Source organism: Scandinavium lactucae, from assembly GCF_033843265.1.
Taxonomy (GTDB): domain Bacteria; phylum Pseudomonadota; class Gammaproteobacteria; order Enterobacterales; family Enterobacteriaceae; genus Scandinavium; species Scandinavium lactucae.
This window is the reverse complement of record NZ_JAWXRD010000004.1, coordinates 47,348-71,186: the sequence shown is the minus strand read 5'-3', so window position 1 is coordinate 71,186 and position 23,839 is coordinate 47,348. Positions and strand designations below refer to the sequence as shown.

At 56.2% G+C, this 23,839-nt stretch carries 24 protein-coding genes; 9 read left to right on the top strand and 15 right to left on the bottom strand.

Features of this window, described 5'->3' with window-relative positions:
* Positions 1-42 precede the first annotated feature (42 nt).
* The 4 genes from SIK69_RS05575 to SIK69_RS05560 all read left to right on the top strand — a co-directional run bounded on the left by SIK69_RS05575 (position 43) and on the right by SIK69_RS05560 (position 4,796).
* Complete coding sequence (locus SIK69_RS05575; RefSeq protein WP_319785622.1) at positions 43-1,587, top strand: PTS transporter subunit EIIC; 1,545 nt, start codon at positions 43-45, stop codon at positions 1,585-1,587.
* Positions 1,588-1,598: 11 nt separating this feature from the next.
* The gene (locus SIK69_RS05570) at positions 1,599-2,966 is read left to right on the top strand and encodes a 6-phospho-alpha-glucosidase (protein ID WP_319785621.1); all 1,368 of its coding nucleotides are present in this window, start codon (positions 1,599-1,601) and stop codon (positions 2,964-2,966) included.
* A 214-nt stretch (positions 2,967-3,180) separates the two neighbouring features.
* Entirely contained in the window at positions 3,181-4,026 is an 846-nt protein-coding gene (sseA, locus tag SIK69_RS05565; protein WP_319785620.1) for a 3-mercaptopyruvate sulfurtransferase, read from the top strand.
* Positions 4,026-4,796, top strand: coding sequence for a MurR/RpiR family transcriptional regulator (locus tag SIK69_RS05560; RefSeq protein ID WP_319628000.1), 771 nt, complete (start codon positions 4,026-4,028; stop codon positions 4,794-4,796). The genes sseA and SIK69_RS05560 overlap by 1 nt, the downstream gene beginning before the upstream one ends.
* An 18-nt stretch (positions 4,797-4,814) precedes the next feature.
* On the opposite strand, the gene sseB is transcribed toward SIK69_RS05560, so the two are convergent.
* The 11 genes from sseB to trmJ all read right to left on the bottom strand — a co-directional run bounded on the left by sseB (position 4,815) and on the right by trmJ (position 13,717).
* The gene (gene sseB / locus SIK69_RS05555; RefSeq protein WP_319785619.1) at positions 4,815-5,591 is read right to left on the bottom strand and encodes an enhanced serine sensitivity protein SseB; all 777 of its coding nucleotides are present in this window, start codon (positions 5,589-5,591) and stop codon (positions 4,815-4,817) included.
* A 267-nt stretch (positions 5,592-5,858) separates the two neighbouring features.
* Positions 5,859-7,145, bottom strand: coding sequence for an aminopeptidase PepB (pepB, locus tag SIK69_RS05550; RefSeq protein ID WP_319785618.1), 1,287 nt, complete (start codon positions 7,143-7,145; stop codon positions 5,859-5,861).
* A 64-nt stretch (positions 7,146-7,209) separates the two neighbouring features.
* Positions 7,210-7,410, bottom strand: coding sequence for a Fe-S cluster assembly protein IscX (gene iscX / locus SIK69_RS05545; protein WP_110508915.1), 201 nt, complete (start codon positions 7,408-7,410; stop codon positions 7,210-7,212).
* Between the two features lies 1 nt (position 7,411).
* On the bottom strand, positions 7,412-7,747 hold the full coding sequence (gene fdx, locus SIK69_RS05540; RefSeq protein ID WP_097163279.1) for an ISC system 2Fe-2S type ferredoxin: 336 nt from the start codon (positions 7,745-7,747) through the stop codon (positions 7,412-7,414).
* A 1-nt stretch (position 7,748) separates the two neighbouring features.
* Positions 7,749-9,599 carry a Fe-S protein assembly chaperone HscA gene (gene hscA / locus SIK69_RS05535; protein WP_319785617.1) on the bottom strand — a complete coding sequence of 617 codons (1,851 nt, stop codon included), beginning with the start codon at positions 9,597-9,599 and terminating at the stop codon, positions 7,749-7,751.
* Between the two features lie 18 nt (positions 9,600-9,617).
* Positions 9,618-10,133 (bottom strand): co-chaperone HscB, encoded by a 516-nt coding sequence (gene hscB / locus SIK69_RS05530; protein ID WP_319785616.1) that lies wholly within the window; start codon positions 10,131-10,133, stop codon positions 9,618-9,620.
* Between the two features lie 64 nt (positions 10,134-10,197).
* On the bottom strand, positions 10,198-10,521 hold the full coding sequence (gene iscA / locus SIK69_RS05525) for an iron-sulfur cluster assembly protein IscA (RefSeq protein ID WP_319627995.1): 324 nt from the start codon (positions 10,519-10,521) through the stop codon (positions 10,198-10,200).
* Positions 10,522-10,535: 14 nt separating this feature from the next.
* Positions 10,536-10,922, bottom strand: coding sequence for a Fe-S cluster assembly scaffold IscU (gene iscU, locus SIK69_RS05520; protein ID WP_015703172.1), 387 nt, complete (start codon positions 10,920-10,922; stop codon positions 10,536-10,538).
* A gap of 26 nt (positions 10,923-10,948) precedes the next feature.
* Positions 10,949-12,163 (bottom strand): cysteine desulfurase, encoded by a 1,215-nt coding sequence (gene iscS / locus SIK69_RS05515; RefSeq protein WP_319627994.1) that lies wholly within the window; start codon positions 12,161-12,163, stop codon positions 10,949-10,951.
* A gap of 108 nt (positions 12,164-12,271) precedes the next feature.
* On the bottom strand, positions 12,272-12,763 hold the full coding sequence (gene iscR, locus SIK69_RS05510) for a Fe-S cluster assembly transcriptional regulator IscR (RefSeq protein WP_319627993.1): 492 nt from the start codon (positions 12,761-12,763) through the stop codon (positions 12,272-12,274).
* Between the two features lie 225 nt (positions 12,764-12,988).
* A complete protein-coding gene (trmJ, locus tag SIK69_RS05505) occupies positions 12,989-13,717 on the bottom strand; it encodes a tRNA (cytosine(32)/uridine(32)-2'-O)-methyltransferase TrmJ (RefSeq protein WP_319627992.1) in 729 nt (242 codons plus the stop codon).
* A 120-nt stretch (positions 13,718-13,837) separates the two neighbouring features.
* Here trmJ and suhB point away from each other — a divergent pair, with 120 nt between their 5' ends.
* Positions 13,838-14,644 carry an inositol-1-monophosphatase gene (gene suhB / locus SIK69_RS05500; RefSeq protein ID WP_319627991.1) on the top strand — a complete coding sequence of 269 codons (807 nt, stop codon included), beginning with the start codon at positions 13,838-13,840 and terminating at the stop codon, positions 14,642-14,644.
* A gap of 84 nt (positions 14,645-14,728) precedes the next feature.
* Here suhB and SIK69_RS05495 read toward each other — a convergent pair whose 3' ends face one another.
* Together SIK69_RS05495 and SIK69_RS05490 are read right to left on the bottom strand one after the other, a co-directional pair.
* Positions 14,729-15,709 carry a nickel/cobalt transporter gene (locus tag SIK69_RS05495; RefSeq protein WP_319785615.1) on the bottom strand — a complete coding sequence of 327 codons (981 nt, stop codon included), beginning with the start codon at positions 15,707-15,709 and terminating at the stop codon, positions 14,729-14,731.
* Positions 15,700-16,338: a DUF1007 family protein gene (locus SIK69_RS05490; RefSeq protein WP_319785614.1), complete on the bottom strand. Its 639-nt coding sequence runs from the start codon at positions 16,336-16,338 to the stop codon at positions 15,700-15,702. Before SIK69_RS05490 ends, SIK69_RS05495 begins: the two co-directional genes overlap by 10 nt.
* Positions 16,339-16,461: 123 nt before the next feature.
* Here SIK69_RS05490 and csiE point away from each other — a divergent pair, with 123 nt between their 5' ends.
* Positions 16,462-17,745, top strand: coding sequence for a stationary phase inducible protein CsiE (csiE, locus tag SIK69_RS05485; protein ID WP_319785613.1), 1,284 nt, complete (start codon positions 16,462-16,464; stop codon positions 17,743-17,745).
* Here csiE and SIK69_RS05480 read toward each other — a convergent pair.
* Positions 17,721-18,875, bottom strand: coding sequence for a 3-phenylpropionate MFS transporter (locus SIK69_RS05480; RefSeq protein WP_319785612.1), 1,155 nt, complete (start codon positions 18,873-18,875; stop codon positions 17,721-17,723). The two genes, csiE and SIK69_RS05480, sit on opposite strands and share 25 nt — an antisense overlap.
* Before the next feature lie 266 nt (positions 18,876-19,141).
* Here SIK69_RS05480 and SIK69_RS05475 point away from each other — a divergent pair, with 266 nt between their 5' ends.
* Complete coding sequence (locus SIK69_RS05475) at positions 19,142-19,312, top strand: hypothetical protein (protein WP_319627986.1); 171 nt, start codon at positions 19,142-19,144, stop codon at positions 19,310-19,312.
* Positions 19,313-19,404: 92 nt separating this feature from the next.
* On the opposite strand, the gene glyA is transcribed toward SIK69_RS05475, so the two are convergent.
* A complete protein-coding gene (glyA, locus tag SIK69_RS05470; RefSeq protein ID WP_319627985.1) occupies positions 19,405-20,658 on the bottom strand; it encodes a serine hydroxymethyltransferase in 1,254 nt (417 codons plus the stop codon).
* Positions 20,659-20,963: 305 nt separating this feature from the next.
* Here glyA and hmpA point away from each other — a divergent pair, with 305 nt between their 5' ends.
* Both hmpA and cadC read left to right on the top strand, forming a co-directional pair.
* Positions 20,964-22,142 carry an NO-inducible flavohemoprotein gene (gene hmpA, locus SIK69_RS05465; protein ID WP_319785611.1) on the top strand — a complete coding sequence of 393 codons (1,179 nt, stop codon included), beginning with the start codon at positions 20,964-20,966 and terminating at the stop codon, positions 22,140-22,142.
* Between the two features lie 92 nt (positions 22,143-22,234).
* Positions 22,235-23,761: a lysine decarboxylation/transport transcriptional activator CadC gene (gene cadC, locus SIK69_RS05460; RefSeq protein ID WP_319785610.1), complete on the top strand. Its 1,527-nt coding sequence runs from the start codon at positions 22,235-22,237 to the stop codon at positions 23,759-23,761.
* Positions 23,762-23,839: the final 78 nt, after the last annotated feature.

Genomic DNA, 23,839 nt, shown 5'->3' with positions numbered 1-23,839 from the left:
GAAACGCACCCTGAGTGCGCGGTTCAATAAAGAGAGAACATCATGAAACGAGCCGTGAATGCCCTACAAAACTTCGGAAAGTCATTATATGGACCGGTGCTTATTTTACCGATAGTCGGTCTTTTTATTGCTTTTGGTAACGTGCTGGGTAACGGCAATCTTGCCGAATATCTGCCCTTTCTGGGAAACCCGCTGATTCAGAACTTCGGTCAGCTGATTGCGAAATCGGCCGTATCGGTATTGGTCAATCTGGCGCTGGTGTTCGCCGTCGGGATCCCTGTTGGGCTAGCGGCGCGTGATAAAGGCTACGCGGCCCTGATTGGTCTGGTGACCTTTGTGGTGTTTATCAATGCCATGAACGTCACCCTTCAGCTTCAGGGTGAACTCGCCCCCGCAGATCAGATGAAAGCCGCCGGACAAAGCATGGTATTAGGCGTGCAGGTGCTGGAGATGGGTGTCTTTGCCGGGATCCTGACCGGGGCGCTTTCCGGCTATCTGTACAACAAATACTCCGGCGTACAGTTTAACGGGGCGATGGCTATCTATTCTGGCCACTGTTTTGTCGCCATCATCATGTTGCCGGTGTCGATGATCCTCGGGGTGGTGATGAGCGAGCTGTGGCCATTCGCACAGCATGGGATCAGTGCCCTGGCGCTGGCGATTAAAGGTTCCGGCGCGGTAGGAGTCATGATTTACGGTTTCCTCGAGCGCATTCTGGTCCCCACCGGGTTGCATCATCTGGTCTACACCCCGTTCCTGTATACCGAGTTGGGTGGTACGCAGGAGGTCTGCGGCACGCTGTATCAGGGCGCACGGAATATCTATTTCGCGGAAATGGCCTGTCCAGAGGTGAAACAGTTGAGCAGCACCGTGGTCTGGGATGCGCGGGGAATCAGCAAAATGTTTGGTCTGCCTGCGGCGGCGCTGGCGATGTACATGACCGCCAAACCCGAGCGCAAGGCTGCGGCAAAAGCCATTCTGATCCCGGCGGCGTTGACCTCTCTGCTGGTCGGCGTCACCGAGCCCATCGAATTCTCATTCCTGTTTGTCGCCCCGCTGTTGTTTGTGGTCCATGCGGTGCTCACCGGGATCGGCATGATGCTGTTCTCCCTGCTGGGCGTTCACGCCATTGGGGCTAACGGCATTATCGATTTCATCCTCTACAACCTGCCGCTGGGTACTGAAAAATCCAACTGGCCAATGTACATCGTGGTCGGCGCAATCATGTTCGCGCTCTACTTCGTTGTGTTCCGCTTCCTGATCCTGCATTTCAACATGAAAACGCCCGGTCGCGAGGATGCCGATGAGGAGACGCGCCTGTACAGCAAGCAGGAGTATCAGGCCAAGGGCAACAACGACGGACTCGGCGCATCCATCGTGGCAGGCCTCGGCGGGCGTGAAAATATTGAAGTGGTGGATAACTGCTACACCCGTCTGCGGGTCACGGTGAAGGATGTCGATATCATCGATGAACCGCGGCTTAACGCGACGGGAGCCAAAGCCGTTATCAAACAAGGCAACAACGTTCAGGTGGTCTACGGGCTGCATGTCAAAAAAATGCGAGAAGCCGTTGAGACGTTTCTCTGAAGGAGCTAAAGATGTTTAAACCCCCATTTATTCTCTCGATTGCCGGTGGCGGCAGCACCTACACCCCCGGGATTGTCAAAAGCCTGATGGTGCGTTTGCAGGATTTTCCTCTCGCGGAAATTCGTCTGTACGATATTGATAGCCCACGGCAGGACACCATCGCCCCGGTGGTCGAGAAGGTCATTCGCGATCACAGCCAGGACATCAAATTCACGGTCACCAGCGATCCGGAAGTGGCCTTTAGCGGAGCGCATTTTGTGTTCGCTCAAATGCGCGTAGGTCAGTACAAAATGCGCGAGCAGGACGAGAAGATCCCCCTGCGTCATGGCGTGGTAGGACAAGAGACCTGCGGCCCAGGCGGGCTGGCATACGGACTGCGCACGATCCTGCCAATGGTGGAGCTTATCGATCTGGTTGATCGTTATGCCCACGAAAAAGCGTGGATCGTTAACTACTCCAACCCGGCGGCGATCGTCGCCGAAGGCGTACGTCGCCTGCGCCCGAACGCACGGGTGCTGAACATTTGCGATATGCCGGTGGCTGCCATGCGCAATATGGGCGCAATCCTGGGTGTCGATCGTCACAAACTGGAAGTGGACTATTTCGGGTTGAATCACTTTGGCTGGTTTACCCGAGTCCTCGTCGACGGTGAAGATAAACTGCCGGAACTGCGTCGCCATATCGCGAAATACGGTTTACTGACCGAAGATGCGGCCAAAACCGATCCGCAGCACTCCGATCCATCGTGGGTGAAAACCTGGCGCAATATCAAGCCGATTATGGATAACTTCCCGGAGTATCTGCCGAACCCGTATCTGCAGTATTACCTGATGCCTAACCAGATTGTTGCGCACCAGAACCCGGACTATACCCGCGCCAACGAAGTGATGAACGGGCGGGAGAAAAAGCTGTTCGCCGCCGCAGAAGAGTATAAGCGCAGCGGCATTTTGTCTGACGCTTTCCACGTTGGCGTGCACGGCGAGTTTATTGTCGATGTGGCCCGGTCACTGGCCTTCAACCTGCGACAACGCCATCTGGTGATGGTTGAAAACCGTGGGGCTATCGTCAACCTGCCTTACGATGCGGTGGTGGAAGTGCCGGCCTATATCACCTCGGAAGGGCCAGAACCGGTGCGGGTCGGCCAGGTGCCGCTGTTCCATCAGACGCTGTTACAGCAGCAGCTCGCCTCCGAGCAGCTGCTGGTTGAAGCCACCATTGAAGGGAACTACGAAAAAGCCCTGCAAGCCTTCACGCTCAATCGCACCGTGCCGACCATGGAACACGCAAAAGCGATTCTGGATGAGATGATTGAAGCCAACCATGATTACTGGCCCGCATTGCAAAAAGCCTGGCAGGATGGCGAAGCGATAAAAAAATAGGGCGTTGCTCGCGAGTTGAACGGGGTTTGCTTGTCGGTGTCAGAAAAAACACCGACAATCCACTTTTCTGGATAAATACCCTAAATAATTCGAGTTGCAGGAAGGCGGCAAGTCTGAGAATCCCCAGGAGCTTACTCAGATAAGTGACTGGGGTGAGCAGGCGTAGCCAACGCTCATGCAACTTGAAGTATGACGGGTAAAGATGGAGGCAAACATGTCCACCTCATATTTTGTGTCAGCCGACTGGTTGATTGAACATAGCGACGATCCGAACGTCCTGGTCCTCGATGCACGTATGGCCCCGCCGGGTCAGGAGCATCGTGATGTTGCCGCTGAATACCGCGCCGGGCACCTGCCAGGGGCGGTATTTTTCGATATTGAAGCCCTCTCCGATCATACCTCTCCCCTGCCGCACATGATGCCGCGTCCGGAAGCCTTTGCCGTGTCGATGCGTGAGCTTGGCGTGAGCCGTGATAAACATTTGGTGGTCTATGATGAAGGCAACCTCTTTTCCGCCCCGCGTGCCTGGTGGATGCTAAAGAATTTCGGTGTGGAGCACGTTTCGATTCTGGCGGGCGGTCTTGCGGGCTGGCAGCGTGATGAACTGCCGTTGCAGCAGGGCGATGTTTCGCTCCCGGAAGGTGAATTTGAGGCTACATTTGATGCCAGCGCGGTAAAGCGTCTGACCGATGTGCTGCTGGTCAGTCATGAAAAGACCGCGCAAATTGTTGATGCCCGACCTGCGCCGCGCTTTAACGCCGAGGCTGATGAACCGCGCCCTGGCCTGAAACGCGGTCATATTCCAGGCGCGTACAACGTGCCATGGGGCGATTTAGTTTTTGAAGGTGAGCTGAAAACAACCGACGAACTGCGGGCTATTTTCGAACGTCAGGGCGTGGATTTACACCAGCCGATTATCGCCAGCTGTGGTTCCGGGGTGACGGCATGCGTGGTAATTCTGGCCCTTGCTACCCTGGGCGTTAACGGCGTGGCGCTGTATGACGGAGCCTGGAGCGAATGGGGTGCCCGGGACGACCTGCCGGTTGAACCCGCCGAGTAATGGATAATCGTCTGGCGACGCTGTTAACGCGCGGGGCATCAATGACCCGCGCGGAATACCGCGTGTTGGCTCATCTCACCGAGCACCCGCTGCTGGTGGGCAACATCACGGTTCGCGAACTGGCACAGGCGACGTTTGTCTCCACCGCGACCATTATGCGCCTGTGTCAGAAACTGGGGTTCAGCGGCTTTAGCGAGTTTATCTGGCACTGTAAGCAGTTGCTTTCCGACACGCCACACATTGCGCCCCAGGCCGAGAGTTTGCCGCAGCTGCCTGCCCTGTTTACTCAATTTATTGCCAACTATCAGCAGACTTTTCAGTGGGTGACGGAAGAGAAACGTCAGCAGTTTTCCGCCTTGTTGCGCCAGAAAGAGAGCTTTTTTCTCTACGGGGCCGGATTCTCATATCTGTTCGCCGAATACCTGACCAAGAAATTACAGGTATTAGGCAAGACGGCGTTTATTTCAGGGCCTGGCGATAGCCGGAATATCTTTCTCAGCAATGCCGCACGTTATCAGGTTTTTATCGCGGTTTCACGTAGCGGTGAAACGGAACAGGTGTTGGATAAAGCGAAGATCGCCCAAAACATCGGCATGACGGTAGTGGCTTTTACCCGCGCATCGGCCAACTCCCTGGCGGGCATGGCTGACCTGCATTTTGCCTTGTATGACGAGGCGGTGCATTACGCTGCCGAAGCCGCAGGCGTGACGTCGTTTGAGTCGAATTTGGTGTTACTGATGGATTTGTTATTGCTGGAAGCAACGGGGTGAAGGTTCACCCCGTGCGAATCAGATAATCCGATTCTGCTTAAAGTCGCGCAGGAAGCTGCCCCAGCGCTTTTCGTAGAACGGCGTGATGTGCGCCAGCATGAAGTGGCTGATGCCCTTCTCGCCTTCGATCACCTGACAAATATCAATCGGCTCATCGCCCGGCAGCGTATCCGTTGCCACACTGCCCGCAGCCTGGATAACCTCCTCGATATCGCCTTCCGCTTCAATACCAATCAGCAGGTTAGGCTGCTCGTCGGCATGTTCCTTAATCGAGCACAGAAACGCGCGTTTAACGGTTTTGAGCGATTTGAACAGCGTGGTCAGGGAATCCACCATTTGCGCTGGCGGCTCGGTGACTTCGGACAGCAGCAACGATGCGCCGCCTTCCAGCACCGTCTGGCTGCTCAGCGGGTTGCCTTCCTCTTCCATCAGATGGCTGATTTCACGCGGGGTGAACTCTTTCCCGGTCGGCAGTTTAGCATTGAGGAACAGCGTCTCGCCGAGGGTCATTTCAAACAGCGTACGCACCGGCATCACCACAAAAGCCTGCTCGTCTTCAACCGCCTGCTGTAATGCCTCGAGTGAGCTGAAGAACGGGACGACCGAGGTGCCGTCATCTTTTTCCCAGTGCTGTAAATCCAGGGCACTGTCTTCCACTACCTGCTCGCCTTCCGCCGCCGTGCCTGGGACCCAGACCGTGGACTCAAGCAGTGCGTGGAAGAAAGCCGGACGATGAGCGGGTTCGGTCGCCGCCTGTTCCAGTAAGGTTTCTAATTCGTTTTTGGTTTCGGACATAAGCTCACTACTTCACAAAAATGCCGGGTGGCGCTGCGCTTACCCGGCCTACAAATCCGTACGCCCATACAAACGCTGCGCTTACCCGGCCTACAAATCCGTACGCCCGTGCAAACACTGCGCTTACCCGGTCTACATCATCCGTACGCCCGTGCAAACACTGCGCTTACCCGGTCTACATCATCCGTACGCCCGTGCAAACACTGCGCTTACCCGGTCTACATCATCCGTAGGCCCGTGCAAGCGCAGCGCCGCCGGGCAAGACGATTACTCAGCGGTCAACAGATTCGCAATAGTGCGCACGCCAAGACCGGTTGCACCTGCGGCCCACTGCTCTACCGCCGATTTACGGTAGGTCGCCGAGCAGTCAATGTGCAGCCAGCCTTGGTGGTAGTTTTCCACAAAGTGAGACAGGAAACCTGCCGCAGTGCTGGCACCTGCCGGATAAGCAGCGCTGGCGGTGTTGTTCAGTTCAGCAAAGTTAGACGGCAGTTGGCTGCGGTGGAACTCCGCCAGTGGCAGACGCCAGAACGGCTCGTTTTCTGCCGCTGCGCTGGCCATCAGGCGGGCAGCCAGTTTGTCGTCGAAGCTGAACAGCGCGTGATAATCATTACCCAGCGCAGTTTTCGCCGCCCCGGTCAGAGTGGCAGCATCGATTATCAGTTCCGGTTTCTGTGCACAGGCGTCAATCAGACCATCGGCCAGAACCAGACGGCCTTCGGCGTCGGTGTTCATCACTTCAACGTTTTTGCCGTTGCGATAACGGATGATGTCGCCCAGTTTGAAGGCGTTGCCGCTGACCATGTTGTCTGCACAGCACAGGTAAAGCTTCACGCGCTTGTTCAGGCCACGGGTGATGGCAAACGCCAGTGCCCCGGTGACCAGCGCCGCGCCGCCCATGTCGGACTTCATGGAATCCATGAACGCACTCTGCTTGATGCTGTAGCCACCGGAATCAAAGGTGATGCCTTTGCCCACCAGGCACGCGTACACCGGCGCGTTGTCGTCCCCGGTCGGGTTGTAGTCCAGAGCCAGCAGCACCGGCGCACGTTCAGAACCACGGCCTACGGTGTGGATCCCCATGTAGCCCTGCTCGCGCAGATCTTCGCCCTTAGTGATGCGGTAGCGAACGTTGTCACAGCCAAAGCGGCACAGCAGGTCCACTGCGCGAGCGGCAAGCTGTTCCGGGCCTAACTCTTCGGCGGAGGCGTTGATGGTGTCGCGAACCCAGTCGACGATCGCCAGACGGTTTTCCAGCTCGCTTTTCTGCGCGTCGTCCAGCGTCGCCCATTCCACGTTTCGGCTGCCTTTCGGCCCTTTGTAACCGGCCCAGAAGGACCAGCTGCGATCGGTATCCCAGCCTTCGCCCGCCAGCGCGACATGTTTGATGCCCATGCCGTCGATTTTGCGCGCTGCACGCTGGATCAGGCCCAGATCGTCGTTGCCGTTCAGGTGCAGGGTAATGCCGTCGTTGTTAATGCTATACGTGGCTTTCTCGCCCCAGCGCGCATCGGCAGGCTGGGTCGACAGCGTAATTTTCATCGCTTCGGTCATAGGTCTTATCCTTATTGAGCAAACGGGCCGCCAAGAGGCAGCCCTGATGATCATTTAGCGAAAATTATTCTGCTTCGTCTAGCCAGACTAACAGAATCGCCTCGAGAATTTTTTCATTGGATGCGTTGGGATCATCCTCAAAATCTTCCAGAGCGCAAATCCACTGATGCATATCTGTGAAGCGGACGGTCTTCGGATCGGTGTCCGGGTACGCGTCGTACAAGGCTTCGCCGATTTCACGGCTGTCGGTCCATTTCAGCGCCATATCAGTGCTCGCGTGCGTGGTTAATGGTGTAGCGTGGCATCTCGACGACCAGGTCCTCGTCAGCCACACGCGCCTGGCAGCTTAAACGGCTTTCCGGCTCCAGACCCCAGGCTTTGTCCAGCATGTCGTCTTCGTCTTCCGTGCTTTCTTGCAGGGAGTCGAAGCCTTCACGAACCACGCAGTGGCAGGTGGTACAGGCGCAGGATTTCTCACAGGCGTGTTCAATCTCGATGCCGTTACGCAGGGCAACGTCAAGAATGGTTTCACCGCTCTTCGCTTCTAAAACTGCGCCATCCGGACAGAGGTCCTGATGTGGCAGAAAAACAATCTTTGGCATATTAAACCTCGTCCACGGACTGGCCTTTCAGCGCTTTACGGACCGACTGGTCCATGCGGCGTGCGGCAAATTCCTGGGTTTGTGTGTCGATATTTTTAATGGCTTCTTTAATGTCGTCGGCATTATCGCCTGCGGCGGCAATCTGCAACGCAGAGATACCGTCGTCAATCGCTTTGCGTTCTTCGGCGCTCAGCAGTGCGGCATCCGCGGCCAGCGCACCATTCAGGCTTTCCAGCACGCGCGCGGCTTCGACTTTCTGTTCGGCGAGCATACGCGCCTGCACGTCGTGTTCAGCGAAACTCATCGAGTCCTTAATCATTGAGGCGATTTCGGTATCGCTCAGACCGTAGGACGGTTTCACCTGAATCGAGGCTTCTACGCCGGTGGATTTCTCCATCGCCGTGACGCTCAGCAGGCCATCGGCATCCACCTGGAAGGTTACGCGAATATGCGCCCCGCCCGCCGGCATTGCCGGGATCCCCCGCAGCGCAAAGCGCGCCAGAGAACGGCAGTCCTGCACCAGCTCGCGCTCACCCTGCATCACATGGATGGACATCGCGGTCTGGCCGTCTTTAAAGGTGGTGAACTCCTGCGCACGCGCCACCGGAATGGTGGTGTTGCGTGGAATGACTTTCTCCACCAGGCCGCCCATGGTCTCAAGACCGAGCGACAGCGGGATCACATCCAGCAGCAACATTTCGCTGTCCGGCTTGTTGCCAACCAGAATATCCGCCTGAACAGCGGCACCGATGGCAACCACTTTGTCCGGGTCGATGGAGGTCAGCGGCGTACGGCCAAAGAATTCGCCCACCCGTTCACGCACTAATGGCACACGGGTTGAACCGCCGACCATCACCACGTCTTTCACTTCGTCGAGTTCTACGCCCGCATCTTTCAGCGCACGACGGCACGCCAGCAGCGTACGTTTAACCAGCGCGGAAATCAGCTCGTCGAACTGGGCACGGGTAACTTCCCCCTGCCAGCCCGCGACGTCGACGCGAACGCGGTCGGCATCGCTGAGCGCAATTTTGGCGGCAGTGGCGGCGTCTAACAGTTCACGCTGGACGCGGTTGTCGCTGCGCGAGGTGATGCCTGCCTGTTCGCGGATGAAATCTGCCAGCAGGTGGTCGAAATCGTCGCCGCCCAGCGCGGAATCCCCGCCGGTGGCTAACACTTCGAACACCCCACGGCTGAGGCGCAGAATCGAGATATCAAAGGTGCCGCCGCCGAGATCGTAGACCGCAATCACCCCTTCCTGACCGGAATCCAGACCATAAGCGATGGCCGCCGCGGTCGGTTCGTTGAGCAGACGCAGCACGTGCAGGCCTGCCAGACGCGCGGCATCTTTGGTGCCCTGGCGCTGCGCATCATCAAAATAGGCCGGGACGGTGATCACCACGCCATCCAGCTGGCCTTCCAGCGCTTCGGTCGCGCGGGCCGCCAGGGCTTTGAGGATATCGGCGGAGATGCGAATCGGGTTCAGCAGGCCGGCGTTGGTCGCCAGCATTGGCAGGCCGTTTTCACTTGCCTGCAGCTGATAAGGCAGATGCGGGTAGCGCGTCTGCACATCGGCAAGCGAGCGGCCCATCAAACGTTTTACCGAGCTGATGGTGTTGACCGGATCGAGGGCTGCGTTAGTGCGGGCGTCATAGCCCACATCGTACCCCTGCGCGTGATAGTGCACCACGGATGGCAGCAGGTGACGGCCTTGATGGTCGGCCAGCGTTTCGGCCTGGCCGCTACGCACGGTAGCGACCAGAGAATTGGTGGTGCCTAAGTCAATACCCGCCGCCAGACGACGCTGATGCGGCGCAGCACTCAGACCAGGCTCACTGATTTGCAATAAGGCCATGTTGATAAGCTTCCAAAATCAAAAATCGAGCAGCTTTTCTTCGAGTTGTTCTGCTGAGCTGCGCAGTTTATCGAGAAAACGCAGTTTACGCACGGTGTCCGCCGCGCTGTCCCACGTTTTATTATCGAGTTCCGCCACCATCTGCTGATGGCGCGTGTCGAACATGCTTTTCACGCGGCGCATGAAGGCGTCCAGACGGGCGCTATCTTTGGCACGGTCAATCTCATCCAGCTCTTCGCGAAGCTCCAGTTGCTCCATCAAAAATGCCGTGTCGCGTACCGTGTGCTGTTCGCTTGCCAAATCAAAACCGTGCAACGACAGCAGGTATTCCGCGCGGGTCAGCGGGTTACGCAGCGTCTGCCAGGCCTGATTAATGGTCGCGGATTGTTGCACCGCAGCGAGCTGGTCTGCAGAGGAGTGGCTGGCGAATTTGTCCGGATGGAACTGGCGCTGTAAATCCTGAAAGCGTGTGGCAAGCTGCTGGCTATCGAGGTGATAAGAGGCAGTCAGGCCAAAGAGCGTGAAGTAGTCCATAGCTATCTCTGAAAAAGCAAACCCCACAGGCAGCCAGGCCACCGTGGGGTTATCTTACGCGTGATTAAACGTGGAAGCTTTCGCCGCAACCGCACTCATCTTTAACGTTCGGGTTGGTAAATTTAAACCCTTCGTTCAGGCCTTCTTTGACGAAGTCCAGTTCAGTGCCATTGAGGAACTGCAGGCTTTTGCCATCGACCACAACCTTCACGCCTTTGTCTTCGAACACCGTATCTTCTGCTTCCGGTTGATCGACAAACTCCAGCACGTAAGCCATACCAGAGCAACCGGAGGTCCGCACACCCAGACGCAAACCGAAGCCTTTGCCCCGGTTAGCCAGGAAGGCACTTACTCGCGCGGCAGCGCTGTCGCTAAGGGTAATCGACATAACAACAACCTCAATTATTTTGCTTCACGTTTGCTTTTATAGTCCGCAATGGCGGCTTTGATCGCGTCTTCTGCCAGGATAGAGCAGTGAATTTTTACCGGCGGCAGTTCGAGTTCTTCGGCAATATCGGTGTTCTTGATAGCCTGTGCTTCGTCCAGGGATTTGCCCTTTACCCACTCGGTAACGAGAGAGCTGGACGCGATAGCTGAACCGCAGCCGTAGGTCTTGAAGCGCGCGTCTTCAATGATACCTTCATTGTTGACTTTAATCTGCAACTTCATCACGTCGCCGCAGGCCGGTGCGCCGACCATGCCGCTTCCGACGCTATCGTCGCTGTTGTCAAAAGAACCGACGTTGCGTGGATTCTCGTAATGATCGATAACTTTTTCGCTGTAAGCCATGATGAATTCTCCTTAAAGGGTTCCGATTAGTGATGCGACCATTCAATGCTGTTCAAGTCCACGCCCTGCTTAAACATATCCCACAGTGGAGACAGTTCACGCAGACGACCGATGGATTTCTGTACCAGCGCGATGGTGTAGTCGATCTCTTCTTCGGTAGTGAAACGACCTAAAGAGAAACGGATGGAGCTGTGTGCCAGCTCGTCAGTCATGCCCAGTGCGCGCAGCACGTAGGATGGCTCGAGGCTCGCAGACGTACAGGCTGAACCGGAAGACACGGCCAGATCTTTCAGGGCCATGATCAGCGATTCGCCTTCAACATAGTTAAAGCTGACGTTGAGAATGTTTGGCGCGCCCTGCTCGAGGTCACCATTCAGGTACACCTCTTCCATATCTTTCACGCCTTCCCACAGACGGTTACGCAGCTGACGCAGGCGTGCCATCTCGGTTTCCATCTCTTCTTTGGCGATGCGGTAAGCTTCACCCATGCCAACAATCTGATGCACAGGCAGAGTACCGGAACGCATGCCGCGCTCGTGACCGCCGCCATGGATCTGCGCTTCGATACGAATACGCGGTTTACGACGCACATACAGCGCACCGATACCTTTCGGGCCATAGATTTTGTGACCGGAGAAGGACATCAGGTCAACTTTCAGCTGGCTCAGATCGATAGGCAGTTTGCCCACGCTCTGAGTTGCATCCACGTGATAGATAATGCCACGTGCGCGGCACATTTCGCCGATGGTCGCAATATCCTGCACCACGCCGATTTCGTTGTTCACGTGCATGATAGAAACGAGGACGGTGTCATCACGCATCGCCGCTTCGAGTTCTTTCAGGTCAATAATACCGTTGCGCTGTGGGGCGAGGTAGGTCACTTCAAACCCTTCACGCTCCAGCTGACGACAGGTATCGAGCACCGCTTTGTGCTCGGTCTTGCTGGTGATGATGTGCTTGCCTTTTTTCTGATAAAAGTTGGCTGCACCTTTAATCGCCAGGTTGTCAGATTCGGTCGCACCAGAGGTAAAGACGATTTCGCGTGGGTCAGCGCCCACCAGCTCTGCAATCTGATTACGGGCGATATCAACCGCCTCTTCAGCCTGCCAGCCGAAACGGTGAGAACGGGAGGCCGGGTTGCCAAACGTTCCGTCGAGGGTAAGGCACTGCATCATCTTCTCGGCAACACGCGGGTCCACCGGCGTGGTTGCGGAGTAGTCGAGATAAATCGGTAATTTCATTGCTCTTAAACTCCGTACATCACTCAATGCAATGAATCAGGCAACCGGCTGGATGTACGACCGTGTTGACGGGGCGTGATGCCCCGGCCTGATTCTGAAATTCTATTATTATGCGCGTAACTTGACGTCGATAGCGTCTTGACCGCGGGTGCTGCGTTGGGATTCTTGCGTGTGCTGACGGTCAGAGACGTCCAGCACTTCCTGGTTATTGACCAGTTCACCGAGGGTGATGTTATTCAGGAAGCCGGTCAGACGATCGCTCAGATCACGCCACAGCGCGTGGGTCAGGCATTTATCGCCGCCCTGGCAGCCGCCTTTACCCTGACAACGGGTCGCGTCGACAGATTCGTCTACTGCGCTGATCACTTCGCCAACCGCGATGCTACCGGCTTCTTTACCGAGCAGATAACCGCCGCCCGGGCCACGTACGCTGGAAACCAGTCCATTTTTACGCAGGCGGGAGAACAGCTGTTCCAGGTAGGAAAGTGAAATTCCCTGACGTTCAGAAATATCAGCCAACGGAACCGGGCCCGCTTCGGAGTTGAGCGCAACGTCCAGCATCGCGGTCACGGCATAACGCCCTTTAGATGTCAGTCTCATGTCTTACTTAACCTCAAACTCGCCCCTGCCCGGGGTTGTAATTAAAATGGTGGTATCGCATAGCAGGGCCAAGTCTGACATTCCTGACTAAAATGGTCAACTATTTACTTGACTGTTTTAGTCAGGTATTTAACGTTCCGTGCGCTCTTTATAAACGCGCATTTTGCCTGGCGGCGCTTCGCTTGCACAGGCCTACAAATTCGAGCCACCGGGCAACGATGGCGACTATTTATTCTTCTGTTCAATCGACGCCAGAATGCCGCGCAGGATGTTCAACTCCTGGCTTTCCGGGCGGGCACGGGTGAACAGACGACGCAGTTTGTTCATCACCTGGCCTGGATGATCGGCGCGGATAAAACCGGTCGATAGCAGGGTTTGTTCGAGATGACCGTAGAAACGCTCCAGATCGTCGACCAGCGGATAAGCCACGTCGTCTTCCGTGGTGACGCTTTCGCCTTTTTCCTGGGTGGCCAGCCACGCCATACGCACTTCGTAGGCAATAACCTGCACCGCCATCGCGAGGTTCAGCGAGCTGTATTCTGGGTTGGCGGCAATCGCCACGTGGTAGTGACACTTTTGCAATTCGTCATTGGTCAGGCCCACGCGCTCACGACCGAAGACCAGCGCGACCGGTGCCTGCTCCGCTTCGCTGATGCTTTTCAGTCCACATTCACGCGGATCGAGCATCGGCCACGGCAGCGTACGGGAACGTGCGCTGGTGCCCACCACCAGGCTACAGCCCGCCAGCGCTTCGTCCAGCGTATCCACAATTTGCGCATTGCCAATCACGTCGCTGGCACCCGCCGCCAACGCGATAGCCTGAGAGTCAGGTTTGACCAGCGGATTGACCAGCCAGAGGTTGGTTAACCCCATGGTTTTCATCGCGCGAGCCACGGAGCCCATGTTGCCGGTGTGGGAAGTTTCTACCAGTACGATTCGGATATTTTGCAGCATTGTCTGTCTTCGGCTAAAGATTATTCAGCGCATATTATCATAAAGCGAAGACAGAATCCGAATTCGCTGCTATGATATGCGCCGTTTTTCCCGTTCTTTAACATCCAGTGAGAGTGACCGATGCAACATCCTATGTTGACCATCGCCGTGCGCGCAGCGCGCAAGGCGGGTAATGTTATTGCCAAGCACTACGAGACACCTGATTCCGTAGAGACCAGCCAGAAAGGCAGCAATGATTTCGTGACCAACGTCGATAAAGCCGCAGAAGCGATTATTATCGAGACTATCCGTAAATCTTACCCGCAGCACACCATTATCGCCGAAGAATCTGGCGAAGTAGCAGGCGAAGATCAAGATGTTCAATGGGTTATCGATCCACTGGATGGCACCACCAACTTCGTTAAACGCCTTCCTCATTTCTCTGTTTCCATCGCCGTACGCATTAAAGGCCGTACTGAAGTGGCCGTGGTTTACGATCCAATGCGTAACGAACTGTTCACCGCCACCCGTGGTCAGGGCGCACAGCTGAACGGCTACCGTCTGCGCGGCACCAACGCTCGCGATCTGGATGGCACCATTCTGGCGACCGGCTTCCCGTTCAAAGCCAAGCAGCACGCCCCGGCTTACATGAACATTCTTACCAAACTGTTCACCGAATGCGCAGACTTCCGTCGCAGCGGTTCCGCCGCACTGGATCTGGCCTACGTGGCTGCCGGTCGCGTTGACGGTTACTTCGAACTGGGTCTGAAGCCGTGGGATTTCGCCGCGGGTGAACTGATCGCGCGTGAAGCGGGTGCCCTGGTATGCGATTTCACCGGCGGTCACAACTTCATGACCACCGGTAACATCGTGGCAGGCAACCCACGCGTCGTGAAAGCGATGCTGGCGAGCATGCGTGACGAACTGAGTGAAGCGCTGAAGCGTTAATTCGGTTGGTTCAGCCCGGTGGCACTGATGCTAGCCGGGCTACGCGCACCGCAGGCCGGATAAGCACAGCGCCATCCGGCGCTGTCAAAACGGCCTCAATCCCCTGCCCTCCGGCACCGCACTTAACCACATCACCACTGCCGCCATCACCAGGACCGCACCTCCGGCAAAGGCCAGCGTCGTCCAGCCAACCTGTCGCCACATCACCGGCGCTTTATTCCTGCTTAACCGCACTGCCAGCTGACGAAAACTGTGTACCATCAGCGCCAGGGATGAAATCGTTATCGACGTGCCCAACGCCATCGCCAGCGCGGATGCCACACCCCAGCTAAAGACGCCAATCACCTTACTGAACAGCAGCACCATAATCGCCCCGGAACAGGGCCGCATTCCCATCGACAGCACAATCACCAGCCGCGCACGCCAGTCGTTGCCACTCTCCATTTGTGTCGGGTCCGGCAAATGCTGATGCCCGCAACCGCAGTGGGCGTGATGCTCATGGTGCGGGGTAAAGGCGGTAAACGTCGGCCTGCGCAGGATCTGCCGCAGCTTTTTTAGCGCCCGCCAGCACAGTAACACCCCAAGCAGCCCGACCAGCGCATAGCTGCCCTTTTCCAGCCAGAAACTGCTGAGATGCAGCTGGCGAGCGGGCAGCGCCAGCAAGGTCAACACCACCACCACCAGCCCGATCGCCACCAGTCCCTGCAACAATGACGCCGCCAGGGTTAAGCCGATGCTCGATTTAAGCTTCGACGGATGGGTCGCCAGCCAGGTGGTAATCACGATTTTTCCATGCCCCGGTCCGAGGGCATGCAGCACGCCGTAAATAAAGCTGAATGCCAGCAGCGACCCACCCGCTTGGGTTGGGTTATCCGCCACAGCCTGCAACAGGGCGCTCATCTGCTGATTCAGCTCCCGCTGCCAGAAGATGCTTTTCAGCAGCACCTGCGGCCAGGCGTGCCACAGCCAGACGCCAACGGCCAGCGCCATCATCAGGAACAGCGCCAACGGCCAGAGTTGTGTCCAGCGGCGCGAATGCGAAGGGGGAGAGAAGACTACGGACATGTCAGCGTCACCTGTTGAGCAAACTGTTGGCCTAAATCCATGTCCTCGGGCGGGGCATCGGCCTTGTCGAGCGACAGCGCGTAGGCCGTTAAATCTTCATTTGGTTTCGGGGTGTGTACGCTGAGCTTACAGCCTTCAGGCGCATCGGCAGGCAGCGTAACGTTCGCCTCTTTGTCGTAATGCATATCGACATAATAGGTCGGATCGAAGGTGGAAAACCGATAGCTCTGCCCGGCGAGCGGCTGCGGCGAGGCCAGCGGCAGCGTGAAGGTCAGCACCGCCTTATGCCCATCGCGGGAAAGTCCGTACGCCGTCGGGCGATTTTCAAATTTCACCTTCTGCTTGCCGTGCCAGAACTCGGTGAAATAGTGCTGCCCTAAGACGTTGGCCATCACTTCTGCCGCCAGTTGCTTCCAGACCTCATCGCCCGGTTTGGCGTTCCCCGCGTCATACAGCAGGTCGGCGGAGGTGATTTCATCCATCGTCCAGCGCATGTCGATGGCGGTGAGCTGGCCATCTTTGTTGACCAGTTGGCTGTGCATACTGATAAAACTGTGCGGGTGCGCCGTCGCCTGCCACGATAAAAGCGCGCTAACCGCCAGAACTACGCTCTGTTTCACTCTCGTCATCGCATCCTCAGTGAAAAATTCTGTGACCGACCCCAGCAATCCTTGCGCAAAGGCGTCCCGGCTGGCTTTCAGGCCGTCATCCTTTAGCTATTCTTATCAAAAACCGTTTCTGGAACCTGACAGATGATGACCGTGATTGAACCGCCATCTGTGCTTTCCAGTCCACAGCGCCGCTGCCAGATCCTGCTGATGCTGTATCTGCCAGGGCAGTCCGTAACCCCAGCGGTAATAGGCCGTGCGAACAATGTTGATGACGTTGTCGCCCGCCAGGATATCGCCGATATCGGCCACGTTATTCAGCGCTATCACCGACTGAATATCGTGACGCTAGCAGACGGCAGCTACCGGATTGAAGGCACCACACTTGACCAACGCTTATGCCTGATCCACTGGCTGCGCCGTGCCCTGCGGCTGTGCCCGGCCTTTATCAGCGAGCAGTTTACCCCATCGCTCAAAATGCAGCTTAAACAATCCGGCATCTCGCGCATTCTGTACGACGATACCAATCTGCGGGCGCTGGTCAATCGCTGCGGACAGAACCTGCAGCGCCAGTTCGACAGCCGCGACGCGGCGTTTCTCGGGCTGTATCTGCAATATTGCCTGCTGCTCCAGCATCCGCCACAAGCCCCTGAGTTTACCGACGGACAGCGCAAATGGGCACAGGCCAGCGCCGAATATCAGGTGGCGGCGGAAATTGCCCGTCACTGGCAGCGCCGCACGCTGAAGGATGCACATCCGGATGAGCATCTGTTTTTGACCCTGCTGTTTATGATGCTCAAAGTGCCGGACCCAAAACGCGATCATCACACTCAGGAAGTGCGGCTCTACCGCAGTATTAACCAGCTAATTGACCGCTTCCAGCAACTTTCAGGCCGCCAGTTTAGCGACAGGCGCGGGCTGCGCGATCAGCTGTATGTTCATCTGGCGCAGGCGATTAATCGCTGTCTGTACGGGGTCGGGATCGATAACAGCCTGCCGGAAGAAGTGCAGCGGCTTTATCCGCGCCTGATGCGCACCACCCAGCAGGCGCTGACAGACTTTGAGACCCACTATGGGCTCCAGATCTCTGATGAAGAAATGGGGTTGATTGCGGTGATTTTTGGCGCATGGCTGATGCAGGAAAGCGATTTGCAGGAAAAACAGGTGCTGCTGCTGACCGGAGACAATCCGCTGCTTGAGCAGGAAATTGAGCAGCAGCTGCGGGAACTGACGCTGCTGCCGCTGAATATCAAATACCAGACGCTGACCGCCTTCCAGAAGGAAGGTGCCCCGAAGGGGGTGGCGTTGGTTGTGACGCCTTACTCGCTGGCGCTGCCGCTGTTTTCCCCGCCGCTCATCCACGCCGGGGAACCCCTTAGCGAGCGGCAGCGGCAGCACATTTGTCAGATGCTGGAGGCACCCGGCTGAACGCTGACTTTGGGTCGGACAAACATCGCCGGAATAGCCAGCATCGCCATCACCCAGAACACGCCCTGGTGCAGGTGCTGATAGAGGAACCCGGCAACCACGGTCATGATAGCAATGCTGCCGCCCATCGCCACTGCGGAATACACGGCCTGGAGGCGGATAACTTCCGCACCCTGCCGTGCCGCAATGTAGCGCATCGCCGCCAGGTGGCAGACGGTGAAGGTGCCGCAGTGCAGAATTTGCGCCACGATAAGCCACGGCAATTCGGTGGTCCAGCCCATGATCCCCCAGCGCAGCAGGCCACAAAATGCGGAGAGCAGCAGCAAATCGCGCGCACCGAAACGGCGGAACACTTTCTTGCTGACCGCAAAAATCACGACTTCAGCCACCACCCCGAGCGACCACAAATAGCCGACCGCCGAAGCGGAATACCCCGCCTGCTGCCAGTAGATGGCGCTAAAGCCGTAATAGGCCGCATGCGCGCCCTGCAACAGACATACGCAGGCCAGGAAGCGCCAGCTCTGCACCACCAGCGAACGCCACGCGGGCCAGCCCGCCGCTTCATGATGGCGGGTTTCCCCCTGCGGCATTATCGATGGCGTAATCATCATCCCCATCAACATGGAAGCAATCCCGATGCTCAGCAGCATCAGAATGGCGTGATAGTCAAACAGGCTGACCAGTTTGCCGGTCAGCGCCGAACCAATCACAAACGCAATCGATCCCCACAGGCGCACCCGGCCATAGTCCATGGTTATCTGTTTTTGCCAGGTATTAGCCAACGCATCGGTCAGCGGCACCAGCGGCGAGAAGAACAGGTTGAAGCCGACCATCATCGCCATCAGCCACGCCACGTGCGTCCCGGACCAGAAGGCGAGAATAAACAGCAATGTCAGTAAGGCGAGAATGCGTAAGGCGCTGATTAAGCGGGACGGGTCGCTGACCCGGGGCGCAATCAGCAGGCTGCCGAGGAAACGCGCCACCAGCCCAGCGCCGAGCAGCACGCCGATGGTTTCCGGCGTCAGGCCGGTGCCTGCGAGCCACACGCTCCAGAAAGGCAGAAAGATGCCGTAACTAAAGAAGTAGGTGAAATAACTGAGCGCCAGCCAGCGCGTGGAATGCAAGACCATGATTCCCTCCAAAATGTTGGCGTTAGTCTGGCGACAAACGCACCGGCTGGCAAGTGGCTTTAACAAGCCCCTAACATTTTTGTCTGACGACGTGATCCTTCACCCACGTCAGCAACCCGAACTACAGCGGGGGGCTATAACAACATGTTCCAGGACGAAGTCGACATCAAATTCAACGTTATTGCGCCGTTTACCATTTTTTAAAACAAGGCGGATCTATCATGAAGGCGGTTTAACAGCGCACCATTCAAATAAGGAATGAAATCATGTTTAAAGCAGCAATGATTATTTGCGGGATGCTACTCGCGGGATGCGCCGCCCAAACGGTCAATACGCCGCCTCCCCTGTCGCCGATGGACGAATGTAAGCAGGCCACTCAAGAGGGGAATACGGTGACGATTGCGCAGAAGTGTGCGGCCATCACCCGGGATCAGTAGCCTGTTGTTTAGGTTGGCGAGTGTTGGCTCTAGCGCTGAATTTTTGCCATAAAAAAGGCCGCGAAAGCGGCCTTTTTCGTCACGGCAATAACTTACGCGTAAACCGGGAAACGGGCGCAGATATCCAGCACTTTACCTTTGACGCGCTCAATAACTGCTTCGTCATTGATATTGTCCAGCACGTCACACATCCAGCCAGCCAGCTCTTTCGCTTCGGCTTCTTTGAAACCGCGACGGGTAATTGCCGGGGAACCGATGCGGATCCCGGAGGTCACGAACGGGCTCTTCGGATCGTTTGGTACGCTGTTTTTGTTGACGGTGATGTTGGCACGGCCAAGGGCTGCGTCAGCTTCTTTACCGGTCAGGTTTTTGTCGACCAGATCGAGCAGGAACAGATGGTTCTCAGTGCCGCCGGAGACCACTTTAAAGCCGCGATCCAGGAACACTGCCACCATCGCTTTGGCGTTTTTAGCAACCTGCTGCTGGTAAACTTTGAACTCTGGCTCCATCGCTTCTTTCAGCGCGACCGCTTTCGCCGCGATAACGTGCATCAGTGGGCCACCCTGGGCGCTTGGGAACACGGCAGAGTTAAGCTTTTTATACAGATCTTCATCGCCACCTTTGGCCAGAATCAGACCGCCACGTGGGCCTGCCAGGGTTTTGTGAGTGGTGGTGGTGACAACGTGAGCATGAGGAACCGGGTTAGGATAAACGCCTGCGGCAATCAGACCCGCCACGTGCGCCATGTCGACGAACAGGTACGCGCCGATGCTGTCTGCGATTTCACGCATTTTAGCCCAGTCAACCACGCCGGAATAGGCAGAGAAACCGCCGATGATCATCTTCGGTTTGTGGGTCTGCGCCTGCTTGGCCATGTCTTCATAGTCAATTTTACCGGACTCATCGATACCGTAAGGGATGATGTTGTACAGCTTGCCGGAGAAGTTCACCGGGGAACCGTGCGTCAGGTGACCACCCTGCGCCAGGTTCATACCCAGCACGGTATCACCCGGTTGCAGCAGAGCGGTATAAACGGCGAAGTTGGCCTGAGAACCGGAGTGCGGCTGAACGTTAGCGTAGTCGGCACCGAACAGCTCTTTGGCACGATCGATAGCCAGTTGTTCAACGATATCCACGTATTCACACCCGCCGTAATAGCGTTTGCCCGGGTAGCCTTCTGCATATTTGTTGGTTAACTGAGAACCCTGAGCCTGCATCACACGCGGGCTGGTGTAGTTTTCGGAGGCGATCAGTTCGATGTGCTCTTCCTGACGTACTTTTTCCTGCTCCATAGCCTGCCACAGTTCGGCATCATAATCGGCAATGTTCATTTCACGCTTTAACATCTCGCTTCTCCTGACTCAGCTAACAGTAGTTTTACCGCTAAAAAAGGGGGCCCGTTTGGGCAACGGCGAACAGTATAACTGATAAGTTCTGTGATAACAGGTCTTGACAAACGATTTTACGCAAACGATTACCTACCCACCCCGCAAGGGTTTGAGCCATAAAGACTCGCCCTGCTTAAGCGGATTTCTTTTCAGGTTTGTGATGCAAATTTTTCACCTGACAGCGAACCCTTTACAGGGTAGGGGTATTTTTATAAGATGCATTTCAGATACACCATTAAGAATAACCTCAAAAGGACATTGCTATGCTCGACGCCCAAACCATCGCCACGGTAAAAGCTACCCTTCCCCTGCTGGTCGAAACCGGCCCAAAACTCACCGCCCACTTCTACGAAAGAATGTTCGCTCATAACCCGGAATTGAAAGAGATCTTCAATATGAGCAACCAGCGCAACGGCGATCAGCGTGAAGCGCTGTTCAACGCCATTGCCGCCTACGCCAGCAATATTGAAAACCTGCCAGCCCTGCTGCCTGCGGTGGAAAAAATTGCCCAGAAGCACACCAGTTTCCAGATTAAACCTGAGCAGTACGATATTGTCGGCGGCCATCTGCTGGCGACGCTGGACGAACTGTTCAGCCCGGGTCAGGAAGTGCTGGACGCGTGGGGGAAAGCCTACGGCGTACTGGCCGGGGTGTTTATTCAACGCGAAGGTGAGATCTACAAAGATAACGCCGCGAAAAACGGCGGCTGGGAAGGCACCCGTCCGTTCCGGATTGTCAGTAAGACGCCGCAAAGCGCACTGATCACCGCCTTTGAATTTGCCCCCGTTGACGGCGGTGCCGTGGCGGACTATCAGCCGGGTCAATACCTCGGCGTGTGGCTGAAGCCGGAGGGGTTTGCCCATCAGGAGATTCGTCAGTACTCCCTCACCCGCCAGCCGAACGGTAAAAATTATCGTGTTGCGGTGAAGCGCGAAAACGGCGGTCAGGTTTCAGAATGGCTGCATGATCAGGCGCGCGTGGGCGATACCGTGCATCTGGCAGCTCCGGCGGGTGATTTCTTTATGTCAGTAGAGGCCACTACGCCAGTGACGCTGATTTCCGCCGGGGTCGGTCAGACACCTATGTTAGCCATGCTCGACACCCTGGCCCACCGCGCACATCCGGCGCAGGTGAACTGGTTCCACGCCGCTGAAAATGGCGCGGTTCACGCCTTCGCGCAAGAAGTGGCCGCGCTGGGAGCAATGCTACCGCGCTTCCGGTCACACGTCTGGTACAACACACCAGCAGATGCTGACGTGTTCGACAGTCACGGCCTGATGGATTTAGCGGCTCATGAAGGCACGTTCAGCGATCCGGCGATGCAGTTTTACCTCTGCGGCCCGGTGGGCTTTATGCAGTTCGCAGCACAACAGCTGGTGACGTTGGGTATTAGCGCAGATAACATCCACTACGAGTGCTTCGGCCCGCATAAAGTCCTGTAAGCCCCGGATTCACCCTTCGCAGGTCAAAAAAGGGAGGGCCCGGGTATGATATGATTAAGACTTTCCTGTAGTCATATTTGGGCCCCTTTTTTATGCAACAACCTGTTGTCCTCATTGGAGAATGGCTGGTTTCGCCTGCCATTAACCAGATAAGCCGTCAGGGTCGCCAGCTTACTCTTGAACCGCGCTTAATCGATCTTCTGGTCTACTTTGCCCATCATCCCGATGAAGTCCTGAGCCGGGATGAGCTTATCGACAACGTCTGGACGCGCAACGTGGTGACCAGCCACGTCGTGACCCAGAGTATTTCTGAGCTGCGCAAGTCGCTCAAAGATGGCGATGACAGCAGCCCCGAATATATTGTTACGGTGCCCAAGCGTGGCTATAAGCTGACCGCCACCGTAATGTGGTGTACAGAAGAAGGAAAAGAATTAACCCCGCTCCCGCTGACAGTTATCCCAACGCCCGCCCCCACTGAATCTGCCGCTACCTCACAGCCGATGCCGTCTCCTACCACGCCCACGCCCGTGCCGGAAAAACGCCGCAGCGTAACCACCTGGTGGGTCTGGGGCCTGTTCCTGCTGGCGCTGTTCAGCTGCGTGGGGCTGGTGGCGATGTCGACCATTGATTCACATCCGCCGGTAACCAAAACCCGTCTGCTGCTGAACCCGCGCGATATCGACATTCGCCTCGCCAACGGTAATTCCTGTAACAACGCGGCCTCACAACGCGCCTATGCGGTGGGTCTCGGCAGCCTAATCACGACTTCCCTGAACACCTACTCCACCTATATGGTGCATGACAAAACCAACTACAACTTCAACGAGCCGAGCAGCTCGGGCAAGACACTGACCATTGAGTTCGTCAATCAGCGCCATTACCGCGCCCAGCAATGCTTTATGTCGGTTCAACTGGTGGATAACGCCGATGGTTCGACGATGCTCGATAAGCGCTATTTCGTCACCAGCGATAATCAGCTCTCGATTCAGAAAGACCTGATGAGCAGCCTGTCAGAGGCATTAACCCAGCCGTGGCCGGAGAAAATGCAGGCAATGCTGCGCCAGTATCAGCCGTCGAAAAGCCAATCGCTGGCGGACTTTTATCAGGCCCACCAGTTGCTGATGAACGGCGATATTGATTCCCTGAGCAAAGCCAGCGTGCTTCTCGAAGATGTGATTAGTGATTCACCGGACTTTATTTATGCGCAGGCGGAAAAAGCGCTGGTTGATGTTTTACGCCGTTCGCAGCAGCCGCTCGATGAAAAACAGCTGGCGGCGCTGGATGCAGAAATAAATCATGTCACTGCCATTCCCGATATAAAGCAAACCGCGGTCTTCTTCCAGATTAAAACCATTAATATGCTAAGCCTCGGCAAAGTTGATGACGCCTTTGAAGCCGTTAATGCCGGGATCGAGCTGGAAATGTCGTGGATGAATTATGTGCTATTAGGTAAAGTCTACGAAATGAAAGGGGAGAATCGCCTGGCTGCCGATGCCTATATTACGGCATTCAATCTACGCCCGGGTGAAAACACCTTGTACTGGATTGAAAACAGTGTATTCCAGACCTCAGTAACCCGCGTTGTGCCATATCTCGATAACTTCCTCGCTGCAAAATAACGCTCGTACATTAAAAACCTCATCATGCAAAAAAGGGCCGGCATGATGAGGTTAATAATATGTTTATCATGAGACCTC

Coding starts and splice junctions, on each gene's coding strand:
- trmJ (WP_319627992.1), bottom strand. CDS start 13,717: ATGCTGCAAAATATCCGAATCGTACTGGTAGAAACTTCCCACACCGGC.
- csiE (WP_319785613.1), top strand. CDS start 16,462: ATGATGACCGTGATTGAACCGCCATCTGTGCTTTCCAGTCCACAGCGC.
- sseA (WP_319785620.1), top strand. CDS start 3,181: ATGTCCACCTCATATTTTGTGTCAGCCGACTGGTTGATTGAACATAGC.
- SIK69_RS05480 (WP_319785612.1), bottom strand. CDS start 18,875: ATGGTCTTGCATTCCACGCGCTGGCTGGCGCTCAGTTATTTCACCTAC.
- SIK69_RS05560 (WP_319628000.1), top strand. CDS start 4,026: ATGGATAATCGTCTGGCGACGCTGTTAACGCGCGGGGCATCAATGACC.
- iscX (WP_110508915.1), bottom strand. CDS start 7,410: ATGGCGCTGAAATGGACCGACAGCCGTGAAATCGGCGAAGCCTTGTAC.
- SIK69_RS05570 (WP_319785621.1), top strand. CDS start 1,599: ATGTTTAAACCCCCATTTATTCTCTCGATTGCCGGTGGCGGCAGCACC.
- SIK69_RS05575 (WP_319785622.1), top strand. CDS start 43: ATGAAACGAGCCGTGAATGCCCTACAAAACTTCGGAAAGTCATTATAT.
- iscA (WP_319627995.1), bottom strand. CDS start 10,521: ATGTCGATTACCCTTAGCGACAGCGCTGCCGCGCGAGTAAGTGCCTTC.
- glyA (WP_319627985.1), bottom strand. CDS start 20,658: ATGTTAAAGCGTGAAATGAACATTGCCGATTATGATGCCGAACTGTGG.
- pepB (WP_319785618.1), bottom strand. CDS start 7,145: ATGACCGAAGCGATGAAAATTACGCTGTCGACCCAGCCTGCCGATGCG.
- hscA (WP_319785617.1), bottom strand. CDS start 9,599: ATGGCCTTATTGCAAATCAGTGAGCCTGGTCTGAGTGCTGCGCCGCAT.
- SIK69_RS05495 (WP_319785615.1), bottom strand. CDS start 15,709: ATGTCCGTAGTCTTCTCTCCCCCTTCGCATTCGCGCCGCTGGACACAA.
- iscR (WP_319627993.1), bottom strand. CDS start 12,763: ATGAGACTGACATCTAAAGGGCGTTATGCCGTGACCGCGATGCTGGAC.
- SIK69_RS05475 (WP_319627986.1), top strand. CDS start 19,142: ATGTTTAAAGCAGCAATGATTATTTGCGGGATGCTACTCGCGGGATGC.
- iscS (WP_319627994.1), bottom strand. CDS start 12,163: ATGAAATTACCGATTTATCTCGACTACTCCGCAACCACGCCGGTGGAC.
- hmpA (WP_319785611.1), top strand. CDS start 20,964: ATGCTCGACGCCCAAACCATCGCCACGGTAAAAGCTACCCTTCCCCTG.
- suhB (WP_319627991.1), top strand. CDS start 13,838: ATGCAACATCCTATGTTGACCATCGCCGTGCGCGCAGCGCGCAAGGCG.
- hscB (WP_319785616.1), bottom strand. CDS start 10,133: ATGGACTACTTCACGCTCTTTGGCCTGACTGCCTCTTATCACCTCGAT.
- SIK69_RS05490 (WP_319785614.1), bottom strand. CDS start 16,338: ATGACGAGAGTGAAACAGAGCGTAGTTCTGGCGGTTAGCGCGCTTTTA.
- sseB (WP_319785619.1), bottom strand. CDS start 5,591: ATGTCCGAAACCAAAAACGAATTAGAAACCTTACTGGAACAGGCGGCG.
- fdx (WP_097163279.1), bottom strand. CDS start 7,747: ATGCCAAAGATTGTTTTTCTGCCACATCAGGACCTCTGTCCGGATGGC.
- cadC (WP_319785610.1), top strand. CDS start 22,235: ATGCAACAACCTGTTGTCCTCATTGGAGAATGGCTGGTTTCGCCTGCC.
- iscU (WP_015703172.1), bottom strand. CDS start 10,922: ATGGCTTACAGCGAAAAAGTTATCGATCATTACGAGAATCCACGCAAC.